20 protein-coding genes are annotated in these 22,124 nt (G+C 64.7%); 16 read left to right on the top strand and 4 right to left on the bottom strand.

Annotated features, from left to right (window positions below; genetic code table 11):
• The first annotated feature begins 33 nt into the window (after positions 1-33).
• The 13 genes from ACM42_RS17035 (at position 34) to ACM42_RS16975 (ending at position 11,937) form a co-directional block, all read left to right on the top strand.
• Positions 34-1,353, top strand: coding sequence for an ABC transporter substrate-binding protein (locus ACM42_RS17035; protein ID WP_028179110.1), 1,320 nt, complete (start codon positions 34-36; stop codon positions 1,351-1,353).
• Between the two features lie 100 nt (positions 1,354-1,453).
• A complete protein-coding gene (locus ACM42_RS17030) occupies positions 1,454-2,371 on the top strand; it encodes a carbohydrate ABC transporter permease (protein WP_370123550.1) in 918 nt (305 codons plus the stop codon).
• Positions 2,364-3,287: a carbohydrate ABC transporter permease gene (locus ACM42_RS17025; protein ID WP_239623120.1), complete on the top strand. Its 924-nt coding sequence runs from the start codon at positions 2,364-2,366 to the stop codon at positions 3,285-3,287. The genes ACM42_RS17030 and ACM42_RS17025 overlap by 8 nt, the downstream gene beginning before the upstream one ends.
• Before the next feature lie 64 nt (positions 3,288-3,351).
• Positions 3,352-4,338 carry a D-erythronate dehydrogenase gene (gene denD / locus ACM42_RS17020; RefSeq protein ID WP_271529036.1) on the top strand — a complete coding sequence of 329 codons (987 nt, stop codon included), beginning with the start codon at positions 3,352-3,354 and terminating at the stop codon, positions 4,336-4,338.
• Positions 4,339-4,361: 23 nt separating this feature from the next.
• Positions 4,362-5,330, top strand: coding sequence for a sugar kinase (locus ACM42_RS17015; RefSeq protein WP_271529035.1), 969 nt, complete (start codon positions 4,362-4,364; stop codon positions 5,328-5,330).
• A gap of 10 nt (positions 5,331-5,340) precedes the next feature.
• Positions 5,341-5,991, top strand: a complete 651-nt coding sequence (eda, locus tag ACM42_RS17010; RefSeq protein ID WP_271529034.1) for a bifunctional 4-hydroxy-2-oxoglutarate aldolase/2-dehydro-3-deoxy-phosphogluconate aldolase — start codon at positions 5,341-5,343, stop codon at positions 5,989-5,991.
• Between the two features lie 60 nt (positions 5,992-6,051).
• Entirely contained in the window at positions 6,052-7,221 is a 1,170-nt protein-coding gene (locus ACM42_RS17005) for an acetyl-CoA acetyltransferase (protein WP_271529033.1), read from the top strand.
• A gap of 137 nt (positions 7,222-7,358) precedes the next feature.
• Positions 7,359-7,565, top strand: coding sequence for a hypothetical protein (locus ACM42_RS17000; protein ID WP_124158772.1), 207 nt, complete (start codon positions 7,359-7,361; stop codon positions 7,563-7,565).
• A gap of 129 nt (positions 7,566-7,694) precedes the next feature.
• Positions 7,695-8,894, top strand: coding sequence for a CaiB/BaiF CoA transferase family protein (locus ACM42_RS16995; protein ID WP_271529032.1), 1,200 nt, complete (start codon positions 7,695-7,697; stop codon positions 8,892-8,894).
• Positions 8,895-9,040: 146 nt separating this feature from the next.
• On the top strand, positions 9,041-10,177 hold the full coding sequence (locus tag ACM42_RS16990) for a thiolase family protein (RefSeq protein ID WP_271529031.1): 1,137 nt from the start codon (positions 9,041-9,043) through the stop codon (positions 10,175-10,177).
• Positions 10,174-10,533 (top strand): Zn-ribbon domain-containing OB-fold protein, encoded by a 360-nt coding sequence (locus tag ACM42_RS16985; RefSeq protein ID WP_271529030.1) that lies wholly within the window; start codon positions 10,174-10,176, stop codon positions 10,531-10,533. The genes ACM42_RS16990 and ACM42_RS16985 overlap by 4 nt, the downstream gene beginning before the upstream one ends.
• A 547-nt stretch (positions 10,534-11,080) precedes the next feature.
• On the top strand, positions 11,081-11,608 hold the full coding sequence (locus tag ACM42_RS16980) for a carboxymuconolactone decarboxylase family protein (RefSeq protein WP_131871432.1): 528 nt from the start codon (positions 11,081-11,083) through the stop codon (positions 11,606-11,608).
• Positions 11,609-11,634: 26 nt separating this feature from the next.
• Positions 11,635-11,937 (top strand): nucleoside triphosphate pyrophosphohydrolase family protein, encoded by a 303-nt coding sequence (locus ACM42_RS16975; RefSeq protein WP_271529029.1) that lies wholly within the window; start codon positions 11,635-11,637, stop codon positions 11,935-11,937.
• Positions 11,938-12,000: 63 nt separating this feature from the next.
• On the opposite strand, the gene glsA is transcribed toward ACM42_RS16975, so the two are convergent.
• The 4 genes from glsA to ACM42_RS16955 form a co-directional block, all read right to left on the bottom strand.
• Positions 12,001-13,848: a glutaminase A gene (gene glsA, locus ACM42_RS16970; RefSeq protein WP_271529028.1), complete on the bottom strand. Its 1,848-nt coding sequence runs from the start codon at positions 13,846-13,848 to the stop codon at positions 12,001-12,003.
• 21 nt (positions 13,849-13,869) lie between these two features.
• Positions 13,870-15,942 (bottom strand): TRAP transporter permease, encoded by a 2,073-nt coding sequence (locus ACM42_RS16965; RefSeq protein ID WP_271529027.1) that lies wholly within the window; start codon positions 15,940-15,942, stop codon positions 13,870-13,872.
• 231 nt (positions 15,943-16,173) lie between these two features.
• A complete protein-coding gene (locus ACM42_RS16960; RefSeq protein ID WP_271529026.1) occupies positions 16,174-17,340 on the bottom strand; it encodes a TAXI family TRAP transporter solute-binding subunit in 1,167 nt (388 codons plus the stop codon).
• 166 nt (positions 17,341-17,506) lie between these two features.
• Complete coding sequence (locus tag ACM42_RS16955; RefSeq protein WP_028181345.1) at positions 17,507-17,728, bottom strand: acetyl-CoA carboxylase biotin carboxyl carrier protein subunit; 222 nt, start codon at positions 17,726-17,728, stop codon at positions 17,507-17,509.
• A gap of 94 nt (positions 17,729-17,822) precedes the next feature.
• Between ACM42_RS16955 and ACM42_RS16950 the strand changes: the two genes are divergently transcribed.
• The 3 genes from ACM42_RS16950 (at position 17,823) to ACM42_RS16940 (ending at position 22,074) form a co-directional block, all read left to right on the top strand.
• Complete coding sequence (locus ACM42_RS16950) at positions 17,823-18,797, top strand: IclR family transcriptional regulator (RefSeq protein ID WP_271529025.1); 975 nt, start codon at positions 17,823-17,825, stop codon at positions 18,795-18,797.
• Entirely contained in the window at positions 18,727-20,286 is a 1,560-nt protein-coding gene (locus tag ACM42_RS16945) for an acyl-CoA carboxylase subunit beta (RefSeq protein WP_271529024.1), read from the top strand. The genes ACM42_RS16950 and ACM42_RS16945 overlap by 71 nt, the downstream gene beginning before the upstream one ends.
• Positions 20,287-20,376: 90 nt before the next feature.
• Positions 20,377-22,074 carry a GMC family oxidoreductase gene (locus ACM42_RS16940; RefSeq protein ID WP_271529023.1) on the top strand — a complete coding sequence of 566 codons (1,698 nt, stop codon included), beginning with the start codon at positions 20,377-20,379 and terminating at the stop codon, positions 22,072-22,074.
• Positions 22,075-22,124: the final 50 nt, after the last annotated feature.

The raw sequence follows: 22,124 nt of genomic DNA, 5'->3' as shown, positions 1-22,124 counted from the left end.
AGACGACAAAAAAAGCATCACAGGGAGGACAACATGCAAGACTTTACCCGCCGGACTCTGCTTCAAGGCGGAACGGCACTGGCTGCGACCGGCATGCTGACCGGGCCGGCACTGTTCGACTTCGCCAAGGCCTGGGCGCAGAGCGCGCCCTGGAAGGCCGAGCCCGGCGCCAAGCTGACCGTGATGCGCTGGAAGCGCTTCGTGCCGCAGGAGGACGAGGCGTTCAACGCGATGGTGGCGGCGTTCAAGACTGCCACCGGCACCGAGATGAACGTGTTCAGCGAATCCTTCGAGGACGTGCAGCCGAAGGCCTCGGTCGCGGCCAATACCGGCTCCGGGCTCGATCTCGCCTGGGGCCTGCACACGCTGCCGCAGCTGTTCCCCACCAAAGTGCTGAAGATGAACGACGTCGCCGATTATCTCGGCCAGAAATACGGCGGCTGGACCGATGCGGCCGCCAAGACCTGCAAGCAGGGCAACGACTGGCTCGGCATTCCCGTCGCGACCAACGGCGGCTACATGAACTACCGCAAGTCGGCGCTCGAGAAGGCTGGCTTCAAGGAATTCCCGAAGGATTTCCCCGGCTTCCTCGAAATGTGCAAGGCCCTGAAGGCCAACAACACGCCGGCCGGCTTCGCGCTCGGGCACGCATCGGGCGACGGCAATTCCTGGCTGCACTGGGTGCTGTGGGGGCACGGCGCCTACACGGTCGACCAGAACGACAAGATCATCATCAATTCGCCGGAGACGGCGAAGGCGCTGGAGTACTGCAAGGCGCTGTACGAGAGCTTCATCCCTGGCACGGCGTCCTGGAACGACTCCTCCAACAACAAGGCATTCCTCGCCGGAGAGCTCTATTGCACGGCGAACGGCATATCGATCTACGTCGCCGCCAAAACCGACGCGAGCAAGAAAGAGCTTGCCGCGGACACCTATCACGCGCTCTGGCCGGTCGGTCCGATCGGCAAGCCGACCGAGCTGCAGCTCGCGCTTCCGATCCTCGCCTTCAACTTCACCAAATATCCGAACGCGGCGAAGGCCTTCATTGCCTTCATGCTGGAGAAGGAGAATTACGAGAAGTGGCTGGATGGCGCGCAGGGATACCTGACTCAGACCTTGAACGCCTATGAGACGGCGCCGATCTGGACGGCGGATCCCAAGAACGCCGTGTTCTCGCAGGCCTCCAAGCGCACGCTGCCGGCGTCCGGTATCGGTACGGTCGGCGAGAAGGCGGCGACCGCAATCGCCGATTTCATCGTCGTCGACATGTTCGCCAACTACTGCACCGGCGCCAAGGATACGAAGGGCGCGATGGCGGATGCCGAGCGCCAGCTGAAGCGCATCTATCGCTGACGGTCACGGAGCGGGCGGCCTTCCGGCCGCCCGCTCGTCAACATTTCGATCAGGGATATCGGGCATGGCTGATGTCGCAATTCCCCGGGCCAAGCCTCAGATGAGCGAGGCGAGCGCCTGGACCCAGCTCAAATACAATCGCAACTGGCTCGGCTTCTGGTTCATGGTGCCGGCCATGGCGTTCCTGATCTTCTTCCTGGCCTATCCGCTCGGGCTCGGCATCTGGCTGTCGTTCACGGACACGCGCATCGGCAGGGTCGGGCAGTTCATCGCCACCGAGAACTACGAGTGGCTCTGGGACGACTCCATCTTCTGGCTGTCCGTATTCAACACGCTGCTCTACACCTTCGTCGCCAGTGTCTTCAAATTCGCGATCGGACTCTATCTCGCGCTGCTGCTCAACGAGCACATGCCCTTCAAGGCGATGCTGCGCGCGATGGTGCTCATCCCCTTCATCGTTCCGACCGTGCTCTCGGCACTCGCCTTCTGGTGGATCTTCGACTCGCAATTCTCGATCATCTCCTGGTCGCTGAAGCACCTCGGCCTGATCAGCCAGAACATCAACTTCCTGGGCGACACCACCTGGGCGCGGATCTGCGTGATCTTCGCCAATGTCTGGCGCGGCGTTCCGTTCGTGGCGATCACGCTGCTCGCGGGCCTGCAGACCGTCTCGCCCTCGCTCTATGAGGCGGCAACGCTCGACGGCGCCACGCGGTGGCAGAATTTCCGCTACATCACCTATCCGCTGCTGACGCCGATCATCGCCGTCGTGATGACCTTCTCGGTGCTCTTCACCTTCACCGACTTCCAGCTGATCTGGGCGATGACGCGTGGCGGCCCGGTCAATGCCACCCATTTGATGGCAACCCTGTCCTATCAGCGAGCGATCATCGCCGGGCAGCTCGGCGAGGGCGCGGCGATCTCCAGCGCCATGATTCCGTTCCTGCTCGCTGCGATCATGGTGTCCTGGTTCGGCCTGCAGCGCCGCAAGTGGCAGCAGGGAGAGAGCAATGACTGATCTTCCTGCCTCGAAAGTCGATCTCAAGGCCGTCATATCGGCGCCGTCGCGCGTCGACAACAGCGAGGGCATGAGCTACCTGCAGTCGGTGCCACGCAGGCTCGTGACGCTCTATCTGCCGCTCACGATCATCGTCGTCGTCCTGCTGTTCCCGTTCTACTGGATGGCGCTGACGTCGGTGAAGCCCGACGAGCAGCTGCTCGATCTCGACAAGTACAATCCGTTCTGGACCTGGAATCCGACGTTCAAGCACTTCCACAAGCTGCTGTTCGAGAGCTACTATCCGCATTGGCTCTGGAACACGATGTACGTGGCGATCTGCGCCACGGTGCTCTCGATCGTCGCATCGGTGTTCGCGGCCTACGCCATCGTGCGGTTGCGCTACAAGGGCGCCAATCTCGTCGGGGGGCTGATCTTCCTCGCCTATCTCGTGCCGCCGTCGATCCTGTTCATTCCGCTCGCCACCGTGGTGTATCAGTACGGTCTGTTCGACTCGCCGCTGGCGCTGATCCTGACCTATCCGACGATCCTGATCCCGTTCTCGACCTGGCTGTTGATGGGCTATTTCAAGACCATCCCCTTCGAGCTCGAGGAATGCGCGCTGATCGACGGGGCGAGCCGCTGGCAGATCCTGATCAAGATCGTGGTGCCGCTCGCGATTCCCGGCCTGATCTCGGCCTTCATCTTCTGCTTCACGCTATGCTGGAACGAGTTCATCTATGCGTTGACCTTCCTGCAGTCGACCAGCAACAAGACGGTGCCGGTCGCGATCGTCAACGAGTTCGTGGACGGTGACATCTACCGCTGGGGGTCGCTGATGGCCGGAGCCCTGGCCGGCTCGCTGCCGCTCGTGATCCTTTACGCCTTCTTCGTGGAGCATTATGTGTCGGCGATGACCGGCGCCGTGAAGGAATGATCGCGGGGCTTGCCGAGGGCGCATCAGGAGCGGTGCGCTCCTGCCAATAAGAAGGAGTAGGCTCTTGCACATTCTGGTTCTGGGCGCCGCCGGCATGGTCGGCCGCAAACTCTGTGAACGGCTGTTGCGCGACGGCCGGCTCGGCAAGAGCGACATCACGAGATTGACCATGCATGACGTGGTCGAGCCGAAGAAGCCGGAAAAGGCCGGTTTCCCGGTCGAGACCGTGTCGGGCGATTTCGCCGTGCCGGGCGCGGCCGAGAAGCTGATCGCCGGCCGCCCCGACGTGATCTTCCATCTCGCCGCGATCGTCTCGGGCGAGGCCGAGCTGGATTTCGACAAGGGCTACCGGATCAATCTCGACGGCACGCGGATGCTGCTCGATGCGATCAGGCTCGTCGGCAGTGGCTACAAGCCGCGCGTGGTCTTTACGTCCTCGATCGCGGTGTTCGGTGCCCCGTTTCCGGATGCGATCGGCGACGAGTTCTTCCACACGCCGCTGCTCAGCTACGGCACCCAGAAGGCGATCGGCGAACTCCTGCTCGCCGACTATTCGCGCCGCGGTTTTCTCGACGGCATCGGCATCCGCCTGCCGACCATCTGCATCCGGCCGGGCCTGCCCAACAGGGCGGCATCGGGCTTCTTCTCCAACATCCTGCGCGAGCCGCTCGCCGGCAAGGAAGCGATCCTGCCGGTGTCCGAGGACGTCCGCCACTGGCACGCCACGCCGCGCTCGGCCGTCGGCTTCCTGCTTCACGCCGGCACCATGGATCTTGCCACCGTCGGCCCGCGCCGCAACCTGACCATGCCGGGCCTGTCGGCGACGGTCGGCGAGCAGATCGCGGCCTTGAAGCGCGTCGCCGGCGAGAAGGTTGCCGCCCGCATCAAGCGCGAGCCGGATCCTTTCATCGTCGGCATCGTCGGCGGCTGGCCGCGCAATTTCGACCCGAAGCGTGCGCGCGAGCTCGGCTTCACCACGGCCGAGAAGACTTTCGACGACATTATCCGTATTCACATCGAAGACGAGCTCGGCGGCAATTTCGTCGCCTGATCTCTGACTAAGCGGGTCAAGTGATGGCGAGCGTTGCTTGCATCGGCGAATGCATGGTCGAGCTCAGGCAGGCGCAAGGAGGCGCGTCCGCCGGGCAGGGAGGCGGCCTGTACTCACGCGGCTTCGGCGGTGATACCCTCAATACCGCCGTCTATCTGGCGCGGCTCGACGTCAAGGTCGACTATCTCACCGCGCTCGGCGATGACGGTCTCAGCGATGAGATGATCGCGGCCTGGAATGCGGAGGGCGTCGGCACGCGGCGTGTCGTGCGGCTGGCGGGCAAGCTGCCCGGCCTCTACATGATCCAGCTGGATGCGAGGGGTGAGCGGCAGTTCTTCCACTGGCGTGACAGTGCGGCGGCGCGGCAGTTGATGAGCCTGCCGGAGACGGACGAGATCCTCAACTCGCTGATGAGCTACGACATCGTCTATCTCTCCGCGATCACGCTCTCGATCTACGATGCTCCCGGACGCGAGCGCCTGTTCGCGGCGATCAAGCGCGCGCGCCTGCTCGGTACCCGCTTCGTGTTCGATACCAATTTTCGCGCGCGGGGCTGGCCGGATCGCGACGTCGCCCGCGAGGTCTTTGCCGCAGCCTTCGCGGCCGCCGACATCGTGCTGACCTCGACCGAGGACCTGCTCGCGCTCTATCCCAGCGAAGGCCACGACCAGCTGATGGCGCGTATCCCGAGCCCGGAGCTGGTGTTCCGGCTCGCCGAGCCCGTCAGTCTGCTGCGCTTTCCCGGCGGGACCAGCGAGGTTCGCGCCGAACCGATGACGAAACCGGTCGTCGATACCACCGCCGCCGGCGACAGCTTCGCCGCGGCCTATATCGCGGCGCGGCTCGCCGGTTCCGGTCCGGTCGAGGCCGCCCAGGCCGGACATCGCCTCGCCAGCCTCGTGATCTGCTATCCCGGCGCCATCATTCCGGGCTATGCCATGCCGCCGAAGAAGCGGCACCGGCCAGCGGCCTCTCGCCAGGCGACCAAATGAATCGAGACCTATGACCACGACCGCCCAACAAAATCACCTCGTCGCGCTGTTCAAGGCGGCGACCGTCATTCCCGTCCTCACCATTGAGCGCATCCAGGATGCGGTGCCGCTGGCCCGTGCGCTGGTTGCCGGCGGCGTCCGCACGCTGGAGGTGACCCTGCGCACCCCCGTCGCGATCGAAGCCGCGAGGGCGATGATGGCCGAGGTGCCCGAGGCGATCGTCGGCATCGGCACGATTCTCAATCCGGCCGACTTCACTCGTGTCGAGAAGCTCGGCGTTGCGTTCGGCATCAGCCCGGGCCTGACACCCGATCTGCTCAAGGCCGCGACCCACAGCTCCTTGCCGTTCGCGCCGGGCATTGCCACGGCCTCCGAGCTGATGATGGCGCTGTCCTACGGCTTTGACGTCGCAAAATTCTTCCCGGCCGAGCAGGCCGGCGGCATCAAGGGCCTGCGCGCTCTCGGCGGGCCGTTCCCGAACGTGCGGTTCTGCCCCACCGGTGGCGTCGGCGAGGCCAATGCGGCGAGCTGGCTGGCGGAGCCCAACGTGGTTGCGGTCGGCGGCTCCTGGCTGTGCCCGACGGCGGAGATCCGGGCTGGGAACTGGGCGGGCATAACTGCCATCTGCCAGCGCACCGTCCAGGCCCTGAAAGCCGCGTGAAGTCTTGCCATCTCTGGGCTAAGACTTAGCTCAGGAACAGATCCCCAGGGAGAGAACATCATGACCGGCAGCATCGTCGGATGGGCGCATACGCCATTCGGCAAGTTCGACACCGAAACCGTGGAAAGCCTCGTCGTGCGGGTCGCCAACGAGGCGCTGGCGGATGCCGGCATTTCGGCTGGCGACGTCGACGAGATCGTGCTTGGCCATTTCAACGCCGGCTTCTCGCCGCAGGACTTTACCGCCTCGCTGGTGCTCCAGGCCGACCCGAAGCTGCGCTTCAAGCCGGCGACCCGGGTCGAGAACGCCTGCGCCACCGGCTCCGCCGCCGTGCACCAGGGCCTGCGCGCGATTGCCGCAGGGGCCGCCAAGATCGTCCTGGTCGTCGGCGTCGAGCAGATGACGCGTACCCCTGGCGCCGAGATCGGCAAGAACCTGCTCAAGGCGTCCTACCTGCCCGAGGACGGCGACACCGTCGGCGGCTTTGCCGGCGTGTTCGGCAAGATCGCCAGTTCCTATTTCCAGAAATACGGCGACCAGTCCGACGCGCTGGCGCTGATCGCGGCCAAGAACCACAAGAACGGCGTCGCCAATCCCTTCGCCCAGATGCGCAAGGACTTTGGCTTCGACTTCTGCCGCGCCGAGAGCGAGAAGAACCCTTACGTCGCGGGCCCCTTGAAGCGCACCGATTGCTCGCTGGTCTCCGATGGCGCTGCGGCGCTGGTGCTGGCCGATGCCGAGACCGCGAAGGGCATGAGCAAGTCGATCGGCTTCCGCGCCACCGCGCACGCCCAGGACTTCCTGCCAATGAGCAAGCGCGACATCCTCCAGTTCGAGGGCTGCACGGTCGCCTGGCAGCGTGCCCTGGAAAAGGCCGGTGTGACGCTGTCCGATCTCTCCTTCGTCGAGACCCATGACTGCTTCACGGTCGCCGAGCTGATCGAGTACGAAGCGATGGGCCTGACGCCGAAGGGGCAGGGCGCCCGCGCCATCAAGGAAGGCTGGACTCTCAAGGACGGCAAGCTGCCGGTCAATCCCTCCGGCGGCCTCAAAGCCAAGGGCCATCCGATCGGCGCCACCGGCGTCTCGATGCATGTGATGACCGCGATGCAGCTCGCAGGGCAGGCCCCCGAGGGCATGCAGCTCAAGAATGCCAAGCTCGGCGGCATCTTCAACATGGGCGGTGCGGCCGTCGCCAACTACGTTTCCGTGTTGGAGCCGCTGAAATAGGTCTTGTAGGATGGGTTGGCCGGCGGATGCGCGAAGCGCAGTCTGCCGGCGTAACCACCACTACGGCCTTTGCGCTAGATCATGGTGGGCTGATCTGGACACTTTAATGCTCCTGATTGATTGGCAGGGAATGCATCATGAGCAATGACTACGAAGACTCGCTGTCGATGGACGCGCTGAACGACCGCATCGCGATCCTCGAGGACAATATCCGCCAGCTCATCGAGCAGGCGGCTGCCGCCTCGGGCGAGCAGAACGAGTCGCGCATCGCCGACCGGATCAGCCAGCAGAACGAAGAGCTCGACCGGCTCCTGAAGATCCGGGAATCCCGTCAGAAGAAATAGCGGCCGATATCGCCGCCGCGCTGCGCATGCCGCCATACGCCGCCCGCCCTTGCGCGAGCGGCGGCACTGCCGTTAGCTGGGCCGAAATCGCGGGCCGCGCCTTGAGCCTCGCGCAATCGGGAGCGAACGATGGGGCCGCTGAAGGGCATCAAGGTCATCGACATGACCACCGTGCTGATGGGTCCTTATGCGACCCAGATGCTCGGCGACTACGGCGCCGATGTCATCAAGGTGGAGTCGCTGGACGGCGACGTCACCCGGCTGATCGGCCCGATGCGACACGCCGGAATGGGCCCGGTGTTTCTCAACACCAACCGCAGCAAGCGCTCGATCTGCCTCGACCTGAAAAAGCCCGCTGGCCGCGAGGCCGTGCTGCGGCTGCTGAAGGACGCCGATGTCCTCGTCTACAACGTCCGCCCGCAGGCCATGGCGCGGCTTCAGCTCGGTTACGATGTCGTTTCCGCCATCAACCCGCGCCTGGTCTATGCCGGCGTGTTCGGTTTCGGCCAGGACGGGCCCTATGCCGCGAAACCTGCCTATGACGATCTGATCCAGGGCGCCACCGCGCTGCCGGCGCTGATGGCACAGACCGGCGACGGCGTGCCGCGCTACGTGCCGAATGCGCTGGTCGATCGCATCGTCGGCCTCACCGCCGTCGGGGCGATCTGCGCCAGCCTCGTGCACCGCGACCGTACCGGCCGCGGCCAGCGCGTCGACATCCCGATGTTCGAGACCATGGCCGGCTTCGTCATGGGCGACCACATGGGCGGGCTCACCTTCGAGCCGCCGCTCGACAAGGGCGGCTATGCCCGCCACCTCTCGCGCGACCGCAGGCCCTACAAGACCTCGGACGGCTATCTCAGCGTCATCGTCTATAACGACAAGCAGTGGGAGAATTTCTTCAAGGCCACGGGGCGCGACGATCTGCGCGCCGATCCCAAATTCGCGACTTTCGCCGGCCGCGCCGCCAACATCGATGTTGTCTACGCCGAGCTTGCGCGCATCTTCGAGACGCGCACCACGGCCGAGTGGATCGACCTGCTCACCAAGGCCGACGTGCCGGTCATGCCGATGCACGACCTTGCGTCGATCCTGCACGACGAGCATCTGGAGGCGACGAATTTCTTTCCCGTGGTGAACCATCCGACCGAAGGGCCGATCCGCAGCATGAAGGTGACGGCGACCTGGTCGGAGACGGAAGCTGAGCCCGTGCGGCTTGCGCCAGAGCTCAACGAGCACGGCGCGGAGATTTTGCGCGAGATCGGCTATTCCACCGACGAGATCGCCGCCATGGTCCGCGACGGCGTCACGCGCGCGGCGCCGGAGTAAAGAGAGAAAATGGCCACGACTCTCTCATCCGTCATTCCGGGGCGCGACGAAGTCGCGAGCCCGGAATCCATAACCACCATCGTGAGTATGGATTCCGGGCTCGCGCCCCAAGTGGGCGCGCCCCGGAATGACGAGGAGGAGACACCATGAGCTTCATCACCGGCGTCGGCCTCACGCCGTTCGGCAAGCACGAAGGCTTGTCCTCGCTCGACCTGATGAGCAAGGCTGCCCAAGCCGCGCTCGACGATGCCGGGTTGAAGCGCTCGGACATCGACGGCATCCTCTGCGGCTACTCCACCGTCTCCCCGCACATCATGCTCGCCACCGTCTTCGCCGAGCATTTCGGCATCCGCCCGTCTTACGCCCACGCCGTGCAGGTCGGCGGCGCCACGGGACTCGCGATGGCAATGCTCGCGCATCAGCTCGTCGACGCAGGCGTCGTGCGCCACGTGCTCGTCGTCGCCGGCGAGAACCGCCTCACCGGACAGAGCCGCGATGCCTCAATCCAGGCGCTGGCGCAGGTCGGCCATCCCGACTACGAGGTCCCGCTCGGCCCGACCATTCCCGCCTATTACGGCCTCGTCGCGAACCGCCACATGCACGAATATTGCGTGACCGAAGAGGACCTCGCCGAGTTCGCGGTGTTGATGCGTGCCCACGCCTGCTCCCATCCCGGCGCGCAATTTCACGATCCCATCACGGTCGCCGACGTCATGGCCTCCAAGCCGGTGGCGATGCCGCTCAAGCTGCTCGACTGCTGCCCGGTCTCCGACGGCGGCGCGGCGTTCGTCATCAGCCGCGAGCGGACAGGGAAAGCGGGGGTGCGCATCCGCGGCTGCGCCCAGGCGCATACCCATCAGCATGTCACGGCCGCGCCTGGCCTTAGCGAGCTCGGTGCCGAGATCTCCATCGCGCGCGCCAGGCAGGCGACAGGCCTTGCGATCTCCGACGTGCGTTACGCCGCGATTTACGACAGCTTCACCATCACGCTCGCGATGCTGCTGGAAGATCTCGGCCTTGCCGGCCGAGGCGAGGCGGCCGCGCGCGTCCGCGCGGGCCATTTCGGCCGCGACGGTGCCATGCCGCTCAACACCCATGGCGGTCTGCTCAGCTACGGCCATTGCGGCGTCGGCGGCGCCATGGCGCATCTGGTCGAGGCGCATTTGCAGATGACGGGTCGGGCGGCTGGCCGCCAGGTGCGGGATGCGTCCATTGCGCTGCTGCACGGCGACGGCGGCGTGTTGTCGTCCCACGTGAGCATGTTCCTGGAGCGGGTGCGATGAGCGAGCGTCTAGCGGACTGGACCAAGGGCGAAGAGGCGATCACGTTCCAGACCTGTGACGCGTGCGGCCATGTGCAGTATTTCCACCGCGCCTTCTGCGCGGCCTGCGGCGCACCCGATCCGCGCGAGCAGCGCGCCAGCGGCAAGGGCAGGGTCTACGCGGCCTCGCTGGTCTGCCGCGCTGCCACACCCGAAACGCGCGCCCACGTGCCCTACAACATCCTGCTGGTCGACTGCGCCGAGGGTTTTCGTATGATGGCGCACGGCGCGAACGATCTCGCTATCGGCGATTCGGTCGTCGCGAGCTTCGCGCCTTTTGCGGGAAAGCTCGTGCCGTTCTTCACGAAGGGGGCTTAGTGGGATTCGTCATTCGGGGGCGGTCCTGGGACCGAGCCTGGAACGGGTATTCTGGGCCTGGCCTGTGCGAGGGCCACCCCGGAATGACGAAACTCTGAACGCATGATCCGGAAAAGCGTGAAGCGGTTTTCCGAAGAGATCGTGCGAACAAAAACTAAAGCGCTGTCGCGCTTTAGCGCCCGTAGAACAAGATGCTGGCGATGACGAGCATCGCCGTCACCGCCAGCATATGCGCAAGCGCTCCCGAGGCCGCCCCCTTGGTGGCTTCCTTCATGCCGTTCTCTCCCTAGACTTGGGCGTGACTCATCGTTGCGCGGCTAGCGCACCCGACGGCCAATTGTTTTACTCGGAACACCCCACTTCTCGAGTATCCACCGCGATCTGTCCCCACGCGGCGAATATCGACTGTCTCAGGGTCGATCAGCAATGCGGCGGCAATTTGACTCGATGATGTTGCTCCTGCGTCCGCCCGCGAATAGAGTCTGTGGGAACTTATCCCCACAACGACAAAAAGCATCAAAAGCCCAGGGAAAACTTCAGGAAAATCATGGCCCGTATTCAGTACAGCGACCCGTCCAAGGCATCCGATCGCACCCGCGAAATCCTCGACAAGAACCGTCATGCCAACATCTTCCGCATGATGGCGCACTCGCCGAGCTACTTCGAGCAGTACTGCCGCTTGGGGGGCGCTATCAGGCACAAGGGCGAGCTCGATCCGATCGTACGCGAGCTCGCGATCACCCGCACCGGAATCTTGTGCGAGGCCCCGTATGAGATCGTCGCGCACAAGCGGATCGGCAAGAATGTCGGCGTCACCGACGAGCAGAACGAGGCGCTCGAGAACTGGCAGGCGGCGTCCTGCTTCAATGAGGTGCAGCGCGCCGCGCTCGCCTTTACCGACGAGGTCGTGAAGCTGAAGAAGCCGACGGACGCGACGTTCAAGGCGATCGCGTCGAAGCTCACGCCGGCCGCTCTGGTCGAATTGCAGCTCTCGGTCGGCTTCTACATCATGACCTCGAAATTCCTGGAGACCTTCGAGATCGATCTCCAGCCGGTCACTGAAGTGGTGGGCTGATCAGACAGAAGCGGCGAGGGAAGCCGATGACGATCGATGAATATGCGGCTTGGGCCGCTGGCGTTGCCAAAGTCGACGAGCATCCGTCCAACGAGCGGTTGTCCTACCTCGGTCTTGGCCTTGCCGGTGAGGCGGGCGAAGTCGCCGAGCACATCAAGAAGCTCTTGCGCGACGATTGGCTCGACAAGGCGGGTCTCGTCGAAGAGCTCGGCGATGTCGTCTACTACTGGGCCTGCCTGTGCGCCGCCACCGGCCAGCAGCCATCCGCGCTGCTCGATGCCAGTGCTGCCAAGATCAAGCGACGTATCAGCGAAGCGGCGAGCCGCTGAGCGGGGTATGCGCCGCGAGCGCTGTTTACCTCTCCGTACGCGAGAGGTGAAGCGGGCCGTCGCTCACGTCGACGTCAGAATATCCACCTTCGCGTTGGCGACGATCAGGCGGTCGGCCAGCAGCTGGGCGAGGTTGCGCATGATGCATTCGCTGGCACGTGGATGCTGCTTGCGGAAGCGTTCGAAATCCTTCAGCGACACCTCGCATGCGGTTGCCGCCATGTCGGCGAACACGTCGGCAGAACGCGTTGCCTCCAGCAGTGCCATCTCGCCGAACGCCATGCCGGCGGTGAGCGTCGCCAGCCGTATGCCGTCTGGCAAGGTGACGTGCACCGCGCCGCTGCGCAGGAAATACAGGGCATCTGCAGGATCGCCGGTCGTGAGAATCTTCGCGCCGGACTGATAGGTCCTGATGGCGCAGAGCGAGGCCAGATCGGTGAGCTCTTCCTCGCTCAGCCCCGCCAGCAGTGGCTGCTCGGCGAGCTCTGTGGTCTCGTGAAAATCGATTGAGCCGCCGTAGCGATACACGATCTGGTCTTCGGCCCATTCGATCGCGGTGTCGAGCAGGTAGAAATCGCGGACGTTCTTCAGCTCGGCGGTCCATTCGCGCAACGTATTCCATTCCTTGGAGGCACGCCGGACGCCTGACAGCACGACGGTCACGTTCAGCGCCGCAAGCTCCTCGAACGCTTCGGCGACCAGCCGCGCGCCGGCGCGCGTGGTCGAGGTCACGCGGTGCAGATCGAAGATCACGAATTGCGGCCGCGGTCGCCCGGCAAGGCGCCGCGAGACGTAATCAACAGCGGACAGTGACAGCGTGCCGACCAGCTCGATGATCCGCACCTCCTGTTCGTGTGCTGCCAAAATCTCGCGCTCCTGCGGGCGGCGCACGCGGCGCGACGGGCTCTTGCCGATGTCGTAGTCCGCGATGACGGCGTTGCGCGCATCGTCGCTGCGGTTGAGCATGTGCAGGTCGTAGTGCGAGGACAGCGCCTCGCAGACCTTGATGCCGCGCACGCTGTTGCCGTGCCTGTCGAGGCGCGGCGAATAGCTGCCGAGTCCGAGGCGGGCGGGGAGGGCCGCCAAGATGCCGCCGCCGACCCCGCTCTTGGCGGGAATGCCGATCCGGTAGATCCACTCGCCGGCATAGTCGTACATGCCCGACGACGTCATCACCGAGAGCGTGCGCGAGATCGCGTAGGGCGTCAGCACCTGCTCGCCCGTCACGGGATTAACGCCGCGATTGGCGAGCGTCGCTGCCATGACCGCGATGTCCCGCGCGGTGACCAGCACGGCGCATTGCCGGAAATAGACGTCGAGGACGCCGGCGACATTGTCCGAGATGACCGCATTGGTTTTCAGCAGATAGCCGATGGCGCGGTTGCGGTCGCCGGTCTGGCTTTCGGAGGCATAGACGGCCTCGTCGAGCGCGAGGTCGCGTCCGGCAAAGCGGCTGAGCGCAGTGCGAATCTGCTCGAAGGCCTCCACGCCCTTGCTGTCGTAGATCAGCCCGGTGCAGGCGATCGCGCCGGCATTGACCATCGGGTTGAACGGATGGTTGTCCGAATTGAGCCGGATCGAGTTGAAGGGATCGCCTGAGGGCTCGACCCCGATCGCGCTCTCGACCGTGCCGGCCCCGAGCAGGTCCAGCGCCAGTGCGAACACGAAGGGCTTCGACATCGACTGGATGGTGAAGGGCACCCGGCTGTCGCCGACCTCATAGACATGGCCGTCCAGGGTCGCCAGGCTGATGCCAAAATAGGCAGGGTCGGCCTTGCCGAGCTCGGGAATGTAGTCGGCGACCTTGCCTGAGGTCTCGGCGGCGAACTCGCTCAGGCAATTGTTTAGAAACCGCAGCAAAGGCGGTTTCGAGCGGGTCCAGGCGGTTTCGAGAGGCGAATGTGGCGTCATCGCCTCTCTTGTGCAACGCAATCAGGGCACGCGCAACCCGTCCGGAACGATGGTCTGCCGCCGCAGCAGCAGGGCAAGCAGAAGCGTCGGCAGCAGAATCGCCAGCCCCAGCATCGTGACCTGCATCTGCGAAAGCGGCATGATCCCGCCTCCGGGGGTCGCCACCACGAAGCCGCCGATCACGAGCAGCACGCGAATGGGCCATTCCAGCGCGCCGGCACCGCGGAGATCGCCGACGAAGGGCTGGTAGCCTTGGATGCCGCCGCAGATGAACAGCGTGCCGAAAGCGGCGAGCCCCATCAGGCCGAGGCCGGCGAGATAGGGGCTCGGCCCTTGCAGCACCAGCGCCGGATTGAGCACGAAGAAGAACGGCAGGAAATAGATGATGCTGCCGACCCACATCGATTCCCAGCCCGTCTTCATCGCCGGCGAACCTGCGATGCCCGCGGCCGCGAAGGAGGCGATCGCAACCGGCGGCGTGATCGACGACAACATGCCCCAGTAGAAGATGAACATGTGCACCGCCATGCGGTTGAGCCCGAGCTTCTCCAGCGCCGGCGCGACCAGGATGGCGAGGAAGATGTAGCAGGCTGTCGTCGTCAGCCCGAGGCCGAGAATGAGGCTGGTGAGGGCGCACATGCCGAGCAGCAGGAAGGGATTGTCGCCGGCGATATGCAAGAGGTCGTTGGCGAGGCTCGAGACGACGCCGGTCATCGAGAAGGCGCCGATCAGCAGGCCGCAGCCGGCGAGGATGCCGACGAGCTCCACGAAGGTGCGTCCGTTCACCTCAAGGAATTTGCCAATCGTCGCCAACGTCCAGCGCGTGTCCTTGGAGAAGAGCTGGTTGAGAACCAGGAGCAGTGCGGTCGCATAGAACGGCGCATGGCTCTCGCGCTTGAAGTAGAGCAGCATCATGATCAGGAGCGCGATGACGAAGACGTAGTACCAGCCGTCCTTGATCGTATCCATGATCCGCGGGAGCTCGGCGCGCGGGATGCCCTGCAGCTTGTGGCGGGCCGCATAGGCGTCGACCTGCATGAACAGGCCGGCATAGTAGAGCACGGCGGGGATGATGGCGGCGATGGCGACGTCCGCATAGCTGACATTGAGGAACTGCGCGATCACGAAGGCGGTGGCGCCCATCACCGGCGGGGCCAGCACCGCGCCGGTGGAGGCGCAGGCCTCGATCGCGGCAGCATAGGAGGCGCGGAAGCCGCTCTTCTTCATGACCGGGATGGTCATGGTGCCGGCCGTCAGCACGTTGGAAATGATCGAGCCCGACATCATGCCGAGCAGGCCGCTGGCGAAGATGCAGACTTTTGCCGCGCCGCCACGGAAGGTGCCGCACAGTGCGAAGGCGAGGTTGATGAAGAACTTTCCGGCCCCGGTCATCATCAGCGCGGTGCCGAATACGAGGAAGCCGATGACGGTGTCGGCAAAGGCCTGGATGGGAATGCCGAGCAGGCTTTCGCCCGACAGCACGTGATAGGCGGTCGCCTGCTCCAGGGTCGATTGAGTGCCGCGGAACGGACCGAGCCAGCCGGCTTCGGCAAACAGCGGATAGACCGTGAAGGGCAAGACGCTCAGCAGCAGGCTCCAGCCGCCGGTGCGGCGCAGCGCCTCCATCAGCATCGCCCACATCACGAGGCCGGCGGCGATGACGCCCGTCGGCGCGCCGCCGAATTCCCAGCCGGCCTCCGCCGCCTTGCGCACGTTCGACATCAGCATGAGCGCCGCCGCGAAGGTCGCGACGAACAAGACGAGGTCGTACCAGGGAATGCGGTCGAGCGGCGCGCGCGTTGTGCCCGGAAAGATCAGGAAGGTGAAGGGCAGCATCAACGCGATCAGGAGGTAGAAATACTCCGTGTTGAGCTGGGTGTAGCCGATGAAGAAGCGCAGCGAGAATTGCTGATTGATGCAGAGCAGGATCGTCGCCGCGGTCGCTGCGACCAGCGCCCAGCGCCAGGCGCCGCGAAGTGCGCGCACGCGCGTCACCTCCGCCTCCTGCATGTTGCCGGCGGCGCCATGCGGATCGTCGAACACGATCCGCTTGGATCCGTCTTGCGGGGCGGTGGAGGTGGAAGAAGACATCATCGATCCCGCGCGTGGGCAGTTGAACGCAGATTATGCGAATGACAGTTGTTTGAATCGCTTGCGCCGCGGGCTCAACCTCTCCCGCTTGCGGGAGAGGTCGGCGCGCAGCGCCGGGTGAGGGCTCTTTCCTCTGGGGGAATCCCACCGTGGAGACACCCTCTCCCCAACCCTCTCCCGCAAGCGGGAGAGGGAGCGCACCTTCTTCTCGGCATCAAGCTCGGTCTCAGCACGCTATTCCTCGAACCCGTTCGGCATGTCGGCTTTCGCGAGCGCCGTCGCGCGCGCCTTCATCCAGCCCTCGAGGAAAGCCTTGTCGTCGGACGGCGCATTGGACTTGCCGTAATCGGCCCACGCGGCCGCCAGCACCTCCTGGCGCTTGATCAGCTTGTTGTTGTGCGCTTCCTGCGCATCGCTCCATTGCCCGGCTTCCTTCAGCGCCTTCACCGCACCGGGATGCACCGGCACCACCCAGTTCTTGGTCTGGCGGTTGGCCGCGAGTCCGCCGGCGCCGGGCGCGGAGTCCTTATAAGCGTCGTAGTTCACGATCATCGCCTTGGTCATCGCATAGACCTGATCGGCCGGTTGCGAAGCGTAGGCGACGAAGATCGGATAGGGATAGTTGCCGAGCTCGACCGGTTTCTCCGGCGAGATGCCGGCGCCACAGGTCGCAAGCTGCGGGAAGAAGAAGGAGCCGACCTTCTGCATCCGCGCCCAGCCTTCCTTGTCCTTGGCGGGCAGCGGCGGCCAGATCAGTCCGCGCGGCGAGGTCTCGGCCTCCTTGGCGGGACCGGTGATGGTGGTGCCAAAGGCGGCATCGACATCGTTGTTGATCAGCCCTTTCCACATTGCGCCGTAGCTGGCGAACTCGACGACCTTGACGTCCTTCTGCGTCAGCCCGGCGAAGGCGAGCACCGCGAGCGAATTCTGATTCAGCGCGGGCGAGCCGACGACGAAGCCGACACGCTTGCCCTTCAGATCTTTCAACTCCTTCACGCCGGTGTCGGCGGCGACGCCGAGCGAGCCGCAATTGCAGTCGACCGTCGAGAGCAGGATCTGGAGCGCCTGCGGTCCCCATTCCTTCGAGCCGAACTCGAACACACCTTCCTGCGCGAAGTAGGTGCCCGATCCCATCGCCGCCGAGGCCGCGCGCTTGGCGCGCAACGGTGCGAGGCGGGCGACGTCGTTGCCTGCGGGGAGCACGCGCACGTCGGTGCCGTACTTGTCCTTCATCATCTTGCCGACGCCGACCGCGATGTTGAAGCCGGCGGTTCCGGTGTCATAGGCCGTGAAGGTCAATGTCGCCGGCAGCTTGATGTCTTCGGCGAACGAGTAGCGTGTAGACGCAAAAGAAATGCCCGCCACCAAGGCAGGCGCGAGCACGAGCAGCCCACGAAGCATGTTTCCCTCCAATGATCCTCGCTTGCTTGCGAGGATTTTCTTTCTTTGTTTGAAACAACGTTTTGTTTGCAACAGATCATGTCACCGCAATCAAGCGATGGCAACGCCGTACCGTGCATTCGGGAATGAGCCTGACAGATTGTCGCGGAAACCGCGGAGAATACAGTCAGTTCGCGACGATCGCGATCGCCTGTCCCTCGGCAACGACGTCGTCGAGCTTCACCAGAAGCGATGTGATTGTGCCGCTCGCGGGCGAGGGCACCGGAATTTCCATCTTCATTGCTTCGACAACTACAACGTCATCGCCATCCGCGACGGTTCCTCCAACTTGCACGGGAGTTGCGCAGACGCGTCCCGCGATCTCCGTGACGATCTTAATTTCTGGCATGCCATCGCCTTTTTGTTGTCGTCGCAAAATGCCTGAGGTAGCGTCGTCTGCAAGTGGAATTTAATTCCGCACAGCGGAACAAGTGGTAGGGAACATGGGACGACGATCGGAGCGGTTGAGTAGGCAAGGCGCGCTCGCTGGCGATGCCGGTGAGGGAGATGTCATCCAGGTGGTCTCGCGCGCGTTCGACGTGTTGCGATGCTTCGAGGGCCACGATAGCAGGCTCGGCAATCTCGAGATTTCAAACCGCTGCGGTCTGCCGCGCTCGACGGTGTCGCGGCTCACGCACACGCTGACCCGTATGGGCCAGCTCGTCTATCTGCCGCGCGATCAGAAATATCGCATCGGCCCGAGCGCGGTGGCGATGAGCGCCTCGATGATGAAGGGCGCACAGCTGCGCAGCATGATCCGGCAGCGGCTGCAGGAAGTGGCCGAGCAACTGCCGGGCACCGTCGGCTTCGTCGTCCCCGATCGCTTCCATCTCGTCTATCTCCTGTTCGCGCGGTCGGCGAGCGCACTCGGCCTGCACGAGGGCACCGGCAGCCGCATCTCGATGGCGTCGACCGCCGCGGGCGCGGCCTACACCGCGGCGCTGGCGCCGGAAGTCGGAGATGCCTTCGTCGCCGACATGGCGCGCGAAGCTCCCGAGGCTGCGAAGGTTCTCAAGCCCCGCATCGAGGCCAACCGGCAGATGCTGCGCGAGCGCGGCTATGTCGTCGCCTGCGGCCTGTGGAGCCCGCACATCAACGGCCTCGCGGTGCCGATCTGGTCGCCGCAGTACCAGACCTTCGTGGTCATCACGATCGGTCTTCTGTCGGCGATGTATGACGAGCAGCGTCTGCACGACGAAGTCGCGCCGCTGATGCTCCAGCTTGGCCGCTCGCTCGGCAGCCTGATGGAAGGCGCGGAAGGCGACGCCTTCAACAACCGTATCTCGCGTAAGCCGGTCGCCATGGCCGTGCACAACAATAACAAGCCGATCCATTCGGAGGGAGTGAATGAACTGGAAGCCGGAACTCGACGAGCTCGCCCGGCGCGAAGCCTTCGCGCGGGAGATGGGCGGCGTTGACAAGGTCAAGCGACAGCATGACCAGGGCCGGCTGACTGTTCGGGAGCGTATCGACAAGCTGATCGACAAAGGCAGCTTTCACGAGATCGGTGCCGTCTCCGGCATCGGTGAATACGATTCCAGCGGCGAGCTGCAGAAACTGACGCCGGCCAACTGCGTGTTCGGCCGCGCGCGCGTCGACGGCCGCACCGTCGTCGTGGTCGGCGACGATTTCACGGTGCGCGGCGGCTCGGCCGATGCGTCGATCTCCGCAAAGCCGCTGATGGCGGAAGAGATGGCGCACGATTTCCGTCTGCCCATCGTCCGCATCATCGAGGGCTCCGGCGGCGGTGGCTCGGTCAAGACCATCGAGACCAAGGGGGCGGCGAACCTGCCCGGCGGCATCGGCGGCACGCGCTGGTATCGCTTCACGACGGAAAATCTGTCGCGCGTGCCGGTGGTCGCGCTCGGCCTCGGCTCGGTGGCGGGCCTGGGTGCGGCGCGTCTTGCCGCCAGCCACTATTCCATCATGACCCGGAAATCCGCGATGTTCGTCGCTGGGCCGCCGGTGGTGAAGGCGCTGGGGCAGGACCTCACGAAGGAGGAGCTCGGCGGCGCCGACATTCAGACCCGCGCCGGCGCGGTCGATCACGCCGTCGACACCGAGGAGGAGGCCTTTGCCTGCACGCGGCGTTTCCTCTCTTATCTGCCGTCATCGGTCTACGAGCTGCCGCCGACACTGCCCTGCACCGACGATCCGGAGCGCGGCGACGAAGCGCTGATGAATGCGGTGCCGCGCAACCGCAAGCAGGTCTACAAGATGCGGCCGATCATCGAGTCCGTCGTCGACAAGGGCTCGTTCTTCGAAGTCGCCAAGAATTTCGGCAAGCCGGTCATTGTCGGCCTCGCCCGGCTCGAGGGCAGGGCGGTGCTGCTGCTGGCCAGCGACAGCTTTCACTATGGCGGCTCCTGGACGGCCGATGCCTGCCAGAAGGTGGTGCGCTGGGTCGACTTTGCGGAAACCTTCCACCTGCCGATCGTCTATCTCATGGACTGCCCCGGCTTCATGATCGGCCTCGACGCCGAGAAGGCGGCCACCATCCGGCACGGCGTCCGCGTCATGGCCGCGGTCAACCAGACCACGGTGCCCTGGTGTACCGTGATCCTGCGCAACGCCTTCGGCGTCGCCGGCGTTGTGCATCAGCCCGCCGACCGATTCTCGATCCGCTATGCCTGGCCGTCGGCCTATTGGGGCTCGTTGCCGCTCGAGGGCGGCATCGAAGCCGCCTACCGCGCCGACATCGACGCGGCGGAAGACAAGGCCGCGAAGCAGAAGGAGATCGAAGAGCGGCTCAACAGGCTGCGCTCGCCGTTCCGCTCGGCCGAAAAATTCTGGGTCGAGGAGATCATCGATCCCAGGAAGACGCGGTCGCTGCTGTGCGAGTTCGCCCGGCTGGCGGAGCCCTTGCGGAAGCCGGGGCCGCCGGAGAATTTCTCGATCCGGCCGTAGCAGCCGCCGTCATTGCGAGTGTCGCGAATCAATCCAGAATCTCAATAACGCGCGACACTCACAGGAAGAGAACAAGAGGAAACGCGAGACGTGCACGACTTCATCATCGTGGGCGGCGGCTCGGCCGGATCCGTGCTGGCCCACCGACTCTCGGCAAGAAGCGCCAACAAGGTCCTGCTGTGCGAGGCCGGACAGGACACGCCGCCCGGCAACGAGCCGGCCGAGATCAGGGACAGCTATCCCGGCACGGCCTATTTCGATCCACGCTTCCACTGGACCGAGCTGAAGGTGACGACGCAGGTCGTCAGCCACAACAACCCGAACGAAGCGCGTCCGCCATTGCGCAAATACGAGCAGGCGCGCGTGCTGGGCGGCGGCTCGTCGATCAGCGGCCAGATGGCCAATCGCGGCGCGCCGACCGATTACGACGAATGGGAGGCGCGGGGCGCCGAGGGGTGGCGCTGGAACGACGTGCTGCCCTTCTTCAAGAAGGTCGAGCGCGACCTCGACTTCGATGGACCGTATCACGGCAGGGACGGCCGGATCCCGGTGCGCCGTATCCCGCGCGAGCATTGGACGCGGCATTCGCAGGCCTTCGCCGAGGCCTTCCAGCAGGCCGGGCATCAATTCGTGCCCGACCAGAATGGCGAGTTCGTCGACGGCTATTTTCCGGTGACGCATTCCAACCAGGCCGAGCAGCGCGTCTCGGCCGCCATGGGCTATCTGGATCGCGACACCCGCAAGCGCGCCAACCTCACGATCTCCACCAACACGCAAGTTCGCGAGCTGCTGTTCGAAGGCACGCAATGCGTCGGCGTGAAGGCTAAGGTTGACGGACGCGAGCAGGAATTCCGCGGACGCGAGATCATTCTCTCCAGCGGCGCCATCCATTCGCCGGCGCATCTGCTCCGCGCCGGCATCGGTCCGGTCGGTCACCTCAAGGACATGGGCATTCCCGTGCTGATGGGCTTGCCGGGCGTCGGCCAGCGCCTGATGGACCATCCCTCGATCTCGCTGTCGTCCTTCGTCCGGCGCGGCGCCCGCATGAACGAGCACACCCGGCGCCACATGCAGTTGGGCCTGCGCTATTCGTCTGGGCTGGCGGGCGTGCCGAAGGGCGACATGTTCGTCGTCGTCATCAGCAAGTCGGCCTGGCACGCCGTCGGCGCGCAGATCGGCTCGCTCCTGACCTTCGTCAACAAGACCTATTCCGAGACCGGACAGGTCAAGCTTGCCTCGCGCGATCCCTCGGCAGAGCCGATCGTCGAGTTCAACCTGTTGTCCGACCGGCGCGACCTCGATCGCCTGATGAGCGGCTTCCGCAAGATGGCCGCGGTGCAGATGAGCGACGTCGTCAGGAAGGTGACGGACAAGCCGTTTCCGGCCGCCTATACCGACCGCGTCCGCAAGATCGGCGTGGTCAACACCAGGAACAGAATCCTCACCACGATCGCCGCGGCCTTGATGGACGGGCCGGCGGCGCTGCGTCACTACATGATCGACAATTTCGTGGTCGAGGGCTTCACCTTCGACCAGGTGATGAACGACGACGAGGCGCTGGAAGCCTTCGTGCGCAAGGCGACCATCGGCGTGTGGCACGCCTCCTGCTCGTGCCGCATGGGCCGGGCCGACGATCCCATGGCGGTGGTCGACAGCCAGGGCCGCGTCAAAGGCGTGCAGGGCCTGCGCGTCGTCGACGCCTCGATCTTCCCGGTGGTCCCGTGCGCCAACACCAACTTCCCGGTCCTGATGTCGGCGGAGAAGATCGCGGCCGCGATGATGCAGTGAGCGGCAGCGGGTTCTGCCTTCGCAACGCTCCAAATGCGAATCTGACTTGA

The sequence above is a fragment of the Bradyrhizobium sp. CCBAU 25338 genome (genome assembly GCF_028128965.1).
GTDB classification, from domain to species: Bacteria; Pseudomonadota; Alphaproteobacteria; order Rhizobiales; family Xanthobacteraceae; genus Bradyrhizobium; species Bradyrhizobium liaoningense.
This window is presented reverse-complemented; position numbering and strand designations above follow the sequence as displayed.

Bases quoted from the DNA above. Each gene is read 5' to 3' on its own strand.
- ACM42_RS16955 (WP_028181345.1), bottom strand. From the start codon at position 17,728: ATGCCAGAAATTAAGATCGTCACGGAGATCGCGGGACGCGTCTGCGCA.
- ACM42_RS16945 (WP_271529024.1), top strand. From the start codon at position 18,727: ATGAACTGGAAGCCGGAACTCGACGAGCTCGCCCGGCGCGAAGCCTTC.
- ACM42_RS16990 (WP_271529031.1), top strand. From the start codon at position 9,041: ATGAGCTTCATCACCGGCGTCGGCCTCACGCCGTTCGGCAAGCACGAA.
- glsA (WP_271529028.1), bottom strand. From the start codon at position 13,848: ATGACGCCACATTCGCCTCTCGAAACCGCCTGGACCCGCTCGAAACCG.
- ACM42_RS17035 (WP_028179110.1), top strand. From the start codon at position 34: ATGCAAGACTTTACCCGCCGGACTCTGCTTCAAGGCGGAACGGCACTG.
- ACM42_RS16995 (WP_271529032.1), top strand. From the start codon at position 7,695: ATGGGGCCGCTGAAGGGCATCAAGGTCATCGACATGACCACCGTGCTG.
- ACM42_RS17005 (WP_271529033.1), top strand. From the start codon at position 6,052: ATGACCGGCAGCATCGTCGGATGGGCGCATACGCCATTCGGCAAGTTC.
- ACM42_RS17000 (WP_124158772.1), top strand. From the start codon at position 7,359: ATGAGCAATGACTACGAAGACTCGCTGTCGATGGACGCGCTGAACGAC.
- ACM42_RS17025 (WP_239623120.1), top strand. From the start codon at position 2,364: ATGACTGATCTTCCTGCCTCGAAAGTCGATCTCAAGGCCGTCATATCG.
- ACM42_RS16950 (WP_271529025.1), top strand. From the start codon at position 17,823: ATGGGACGACGATCGGAGCGGTTGAGTAGGCAAGGCGCGCTCGCTGGC.
- ACM42_RS16960 (WP_271529026.1), bottom strand. From the start codon at position 17,340: ATGCTTCGTGGGCTGCTCGTGCTCGCGCCTGCCTTGGTGGCGGGCATT.
- ACM42_RS16985 (WP_271529030.1), top strand. From the start codon at position 10,174: ATGAGCGAGCGTCTAGCGGACTGGACCAAGGGCGAAGAGGCGATCACG.
- eda (WP_271529034.1), top strand. From the start codon at position 5,341: ATGACCACGACCGCCCAACAAAATCACCTCGTCGCGCTGTTCAAGGCG.
- ACM42_RS17015 (WP_271529035.1), top strand. From the start codon at position 4,362: ATGGCGAGCGTTGCTTGCATCGGCGAATGCATGGTCGAGCTCAGGCAG.
- ACM42_RS16965 (WP_271529027.1), bottom strand. From the start codon at position 15,942: ATGATGTCTTCTTCCACCTCCACCGCCCCGCAAGACGGATCCAAGCGG.
- ACM42_RS16980 (WP_131871432.1), top strand. From the start codon at position 11,081: ATGGCCCGTATTCAGTACAGCGACCCGTCCAAGGCATCCGATCGCACC.
- ACM42_RS17030 (WP_370123550.1), top strand. From the start codon at position 1,454: ATGAGCGAGGCGAGCGCCTGGACCCAGCTCAAATACAATCGCAACTGG.
- ACM42_RS16975 (WP_271529029.1), top strand. From the start codon at position 11,635: ATGACGATCGATGAATATGCGGCTTGGGCCGCTGGCGTTGCCAAAGTC.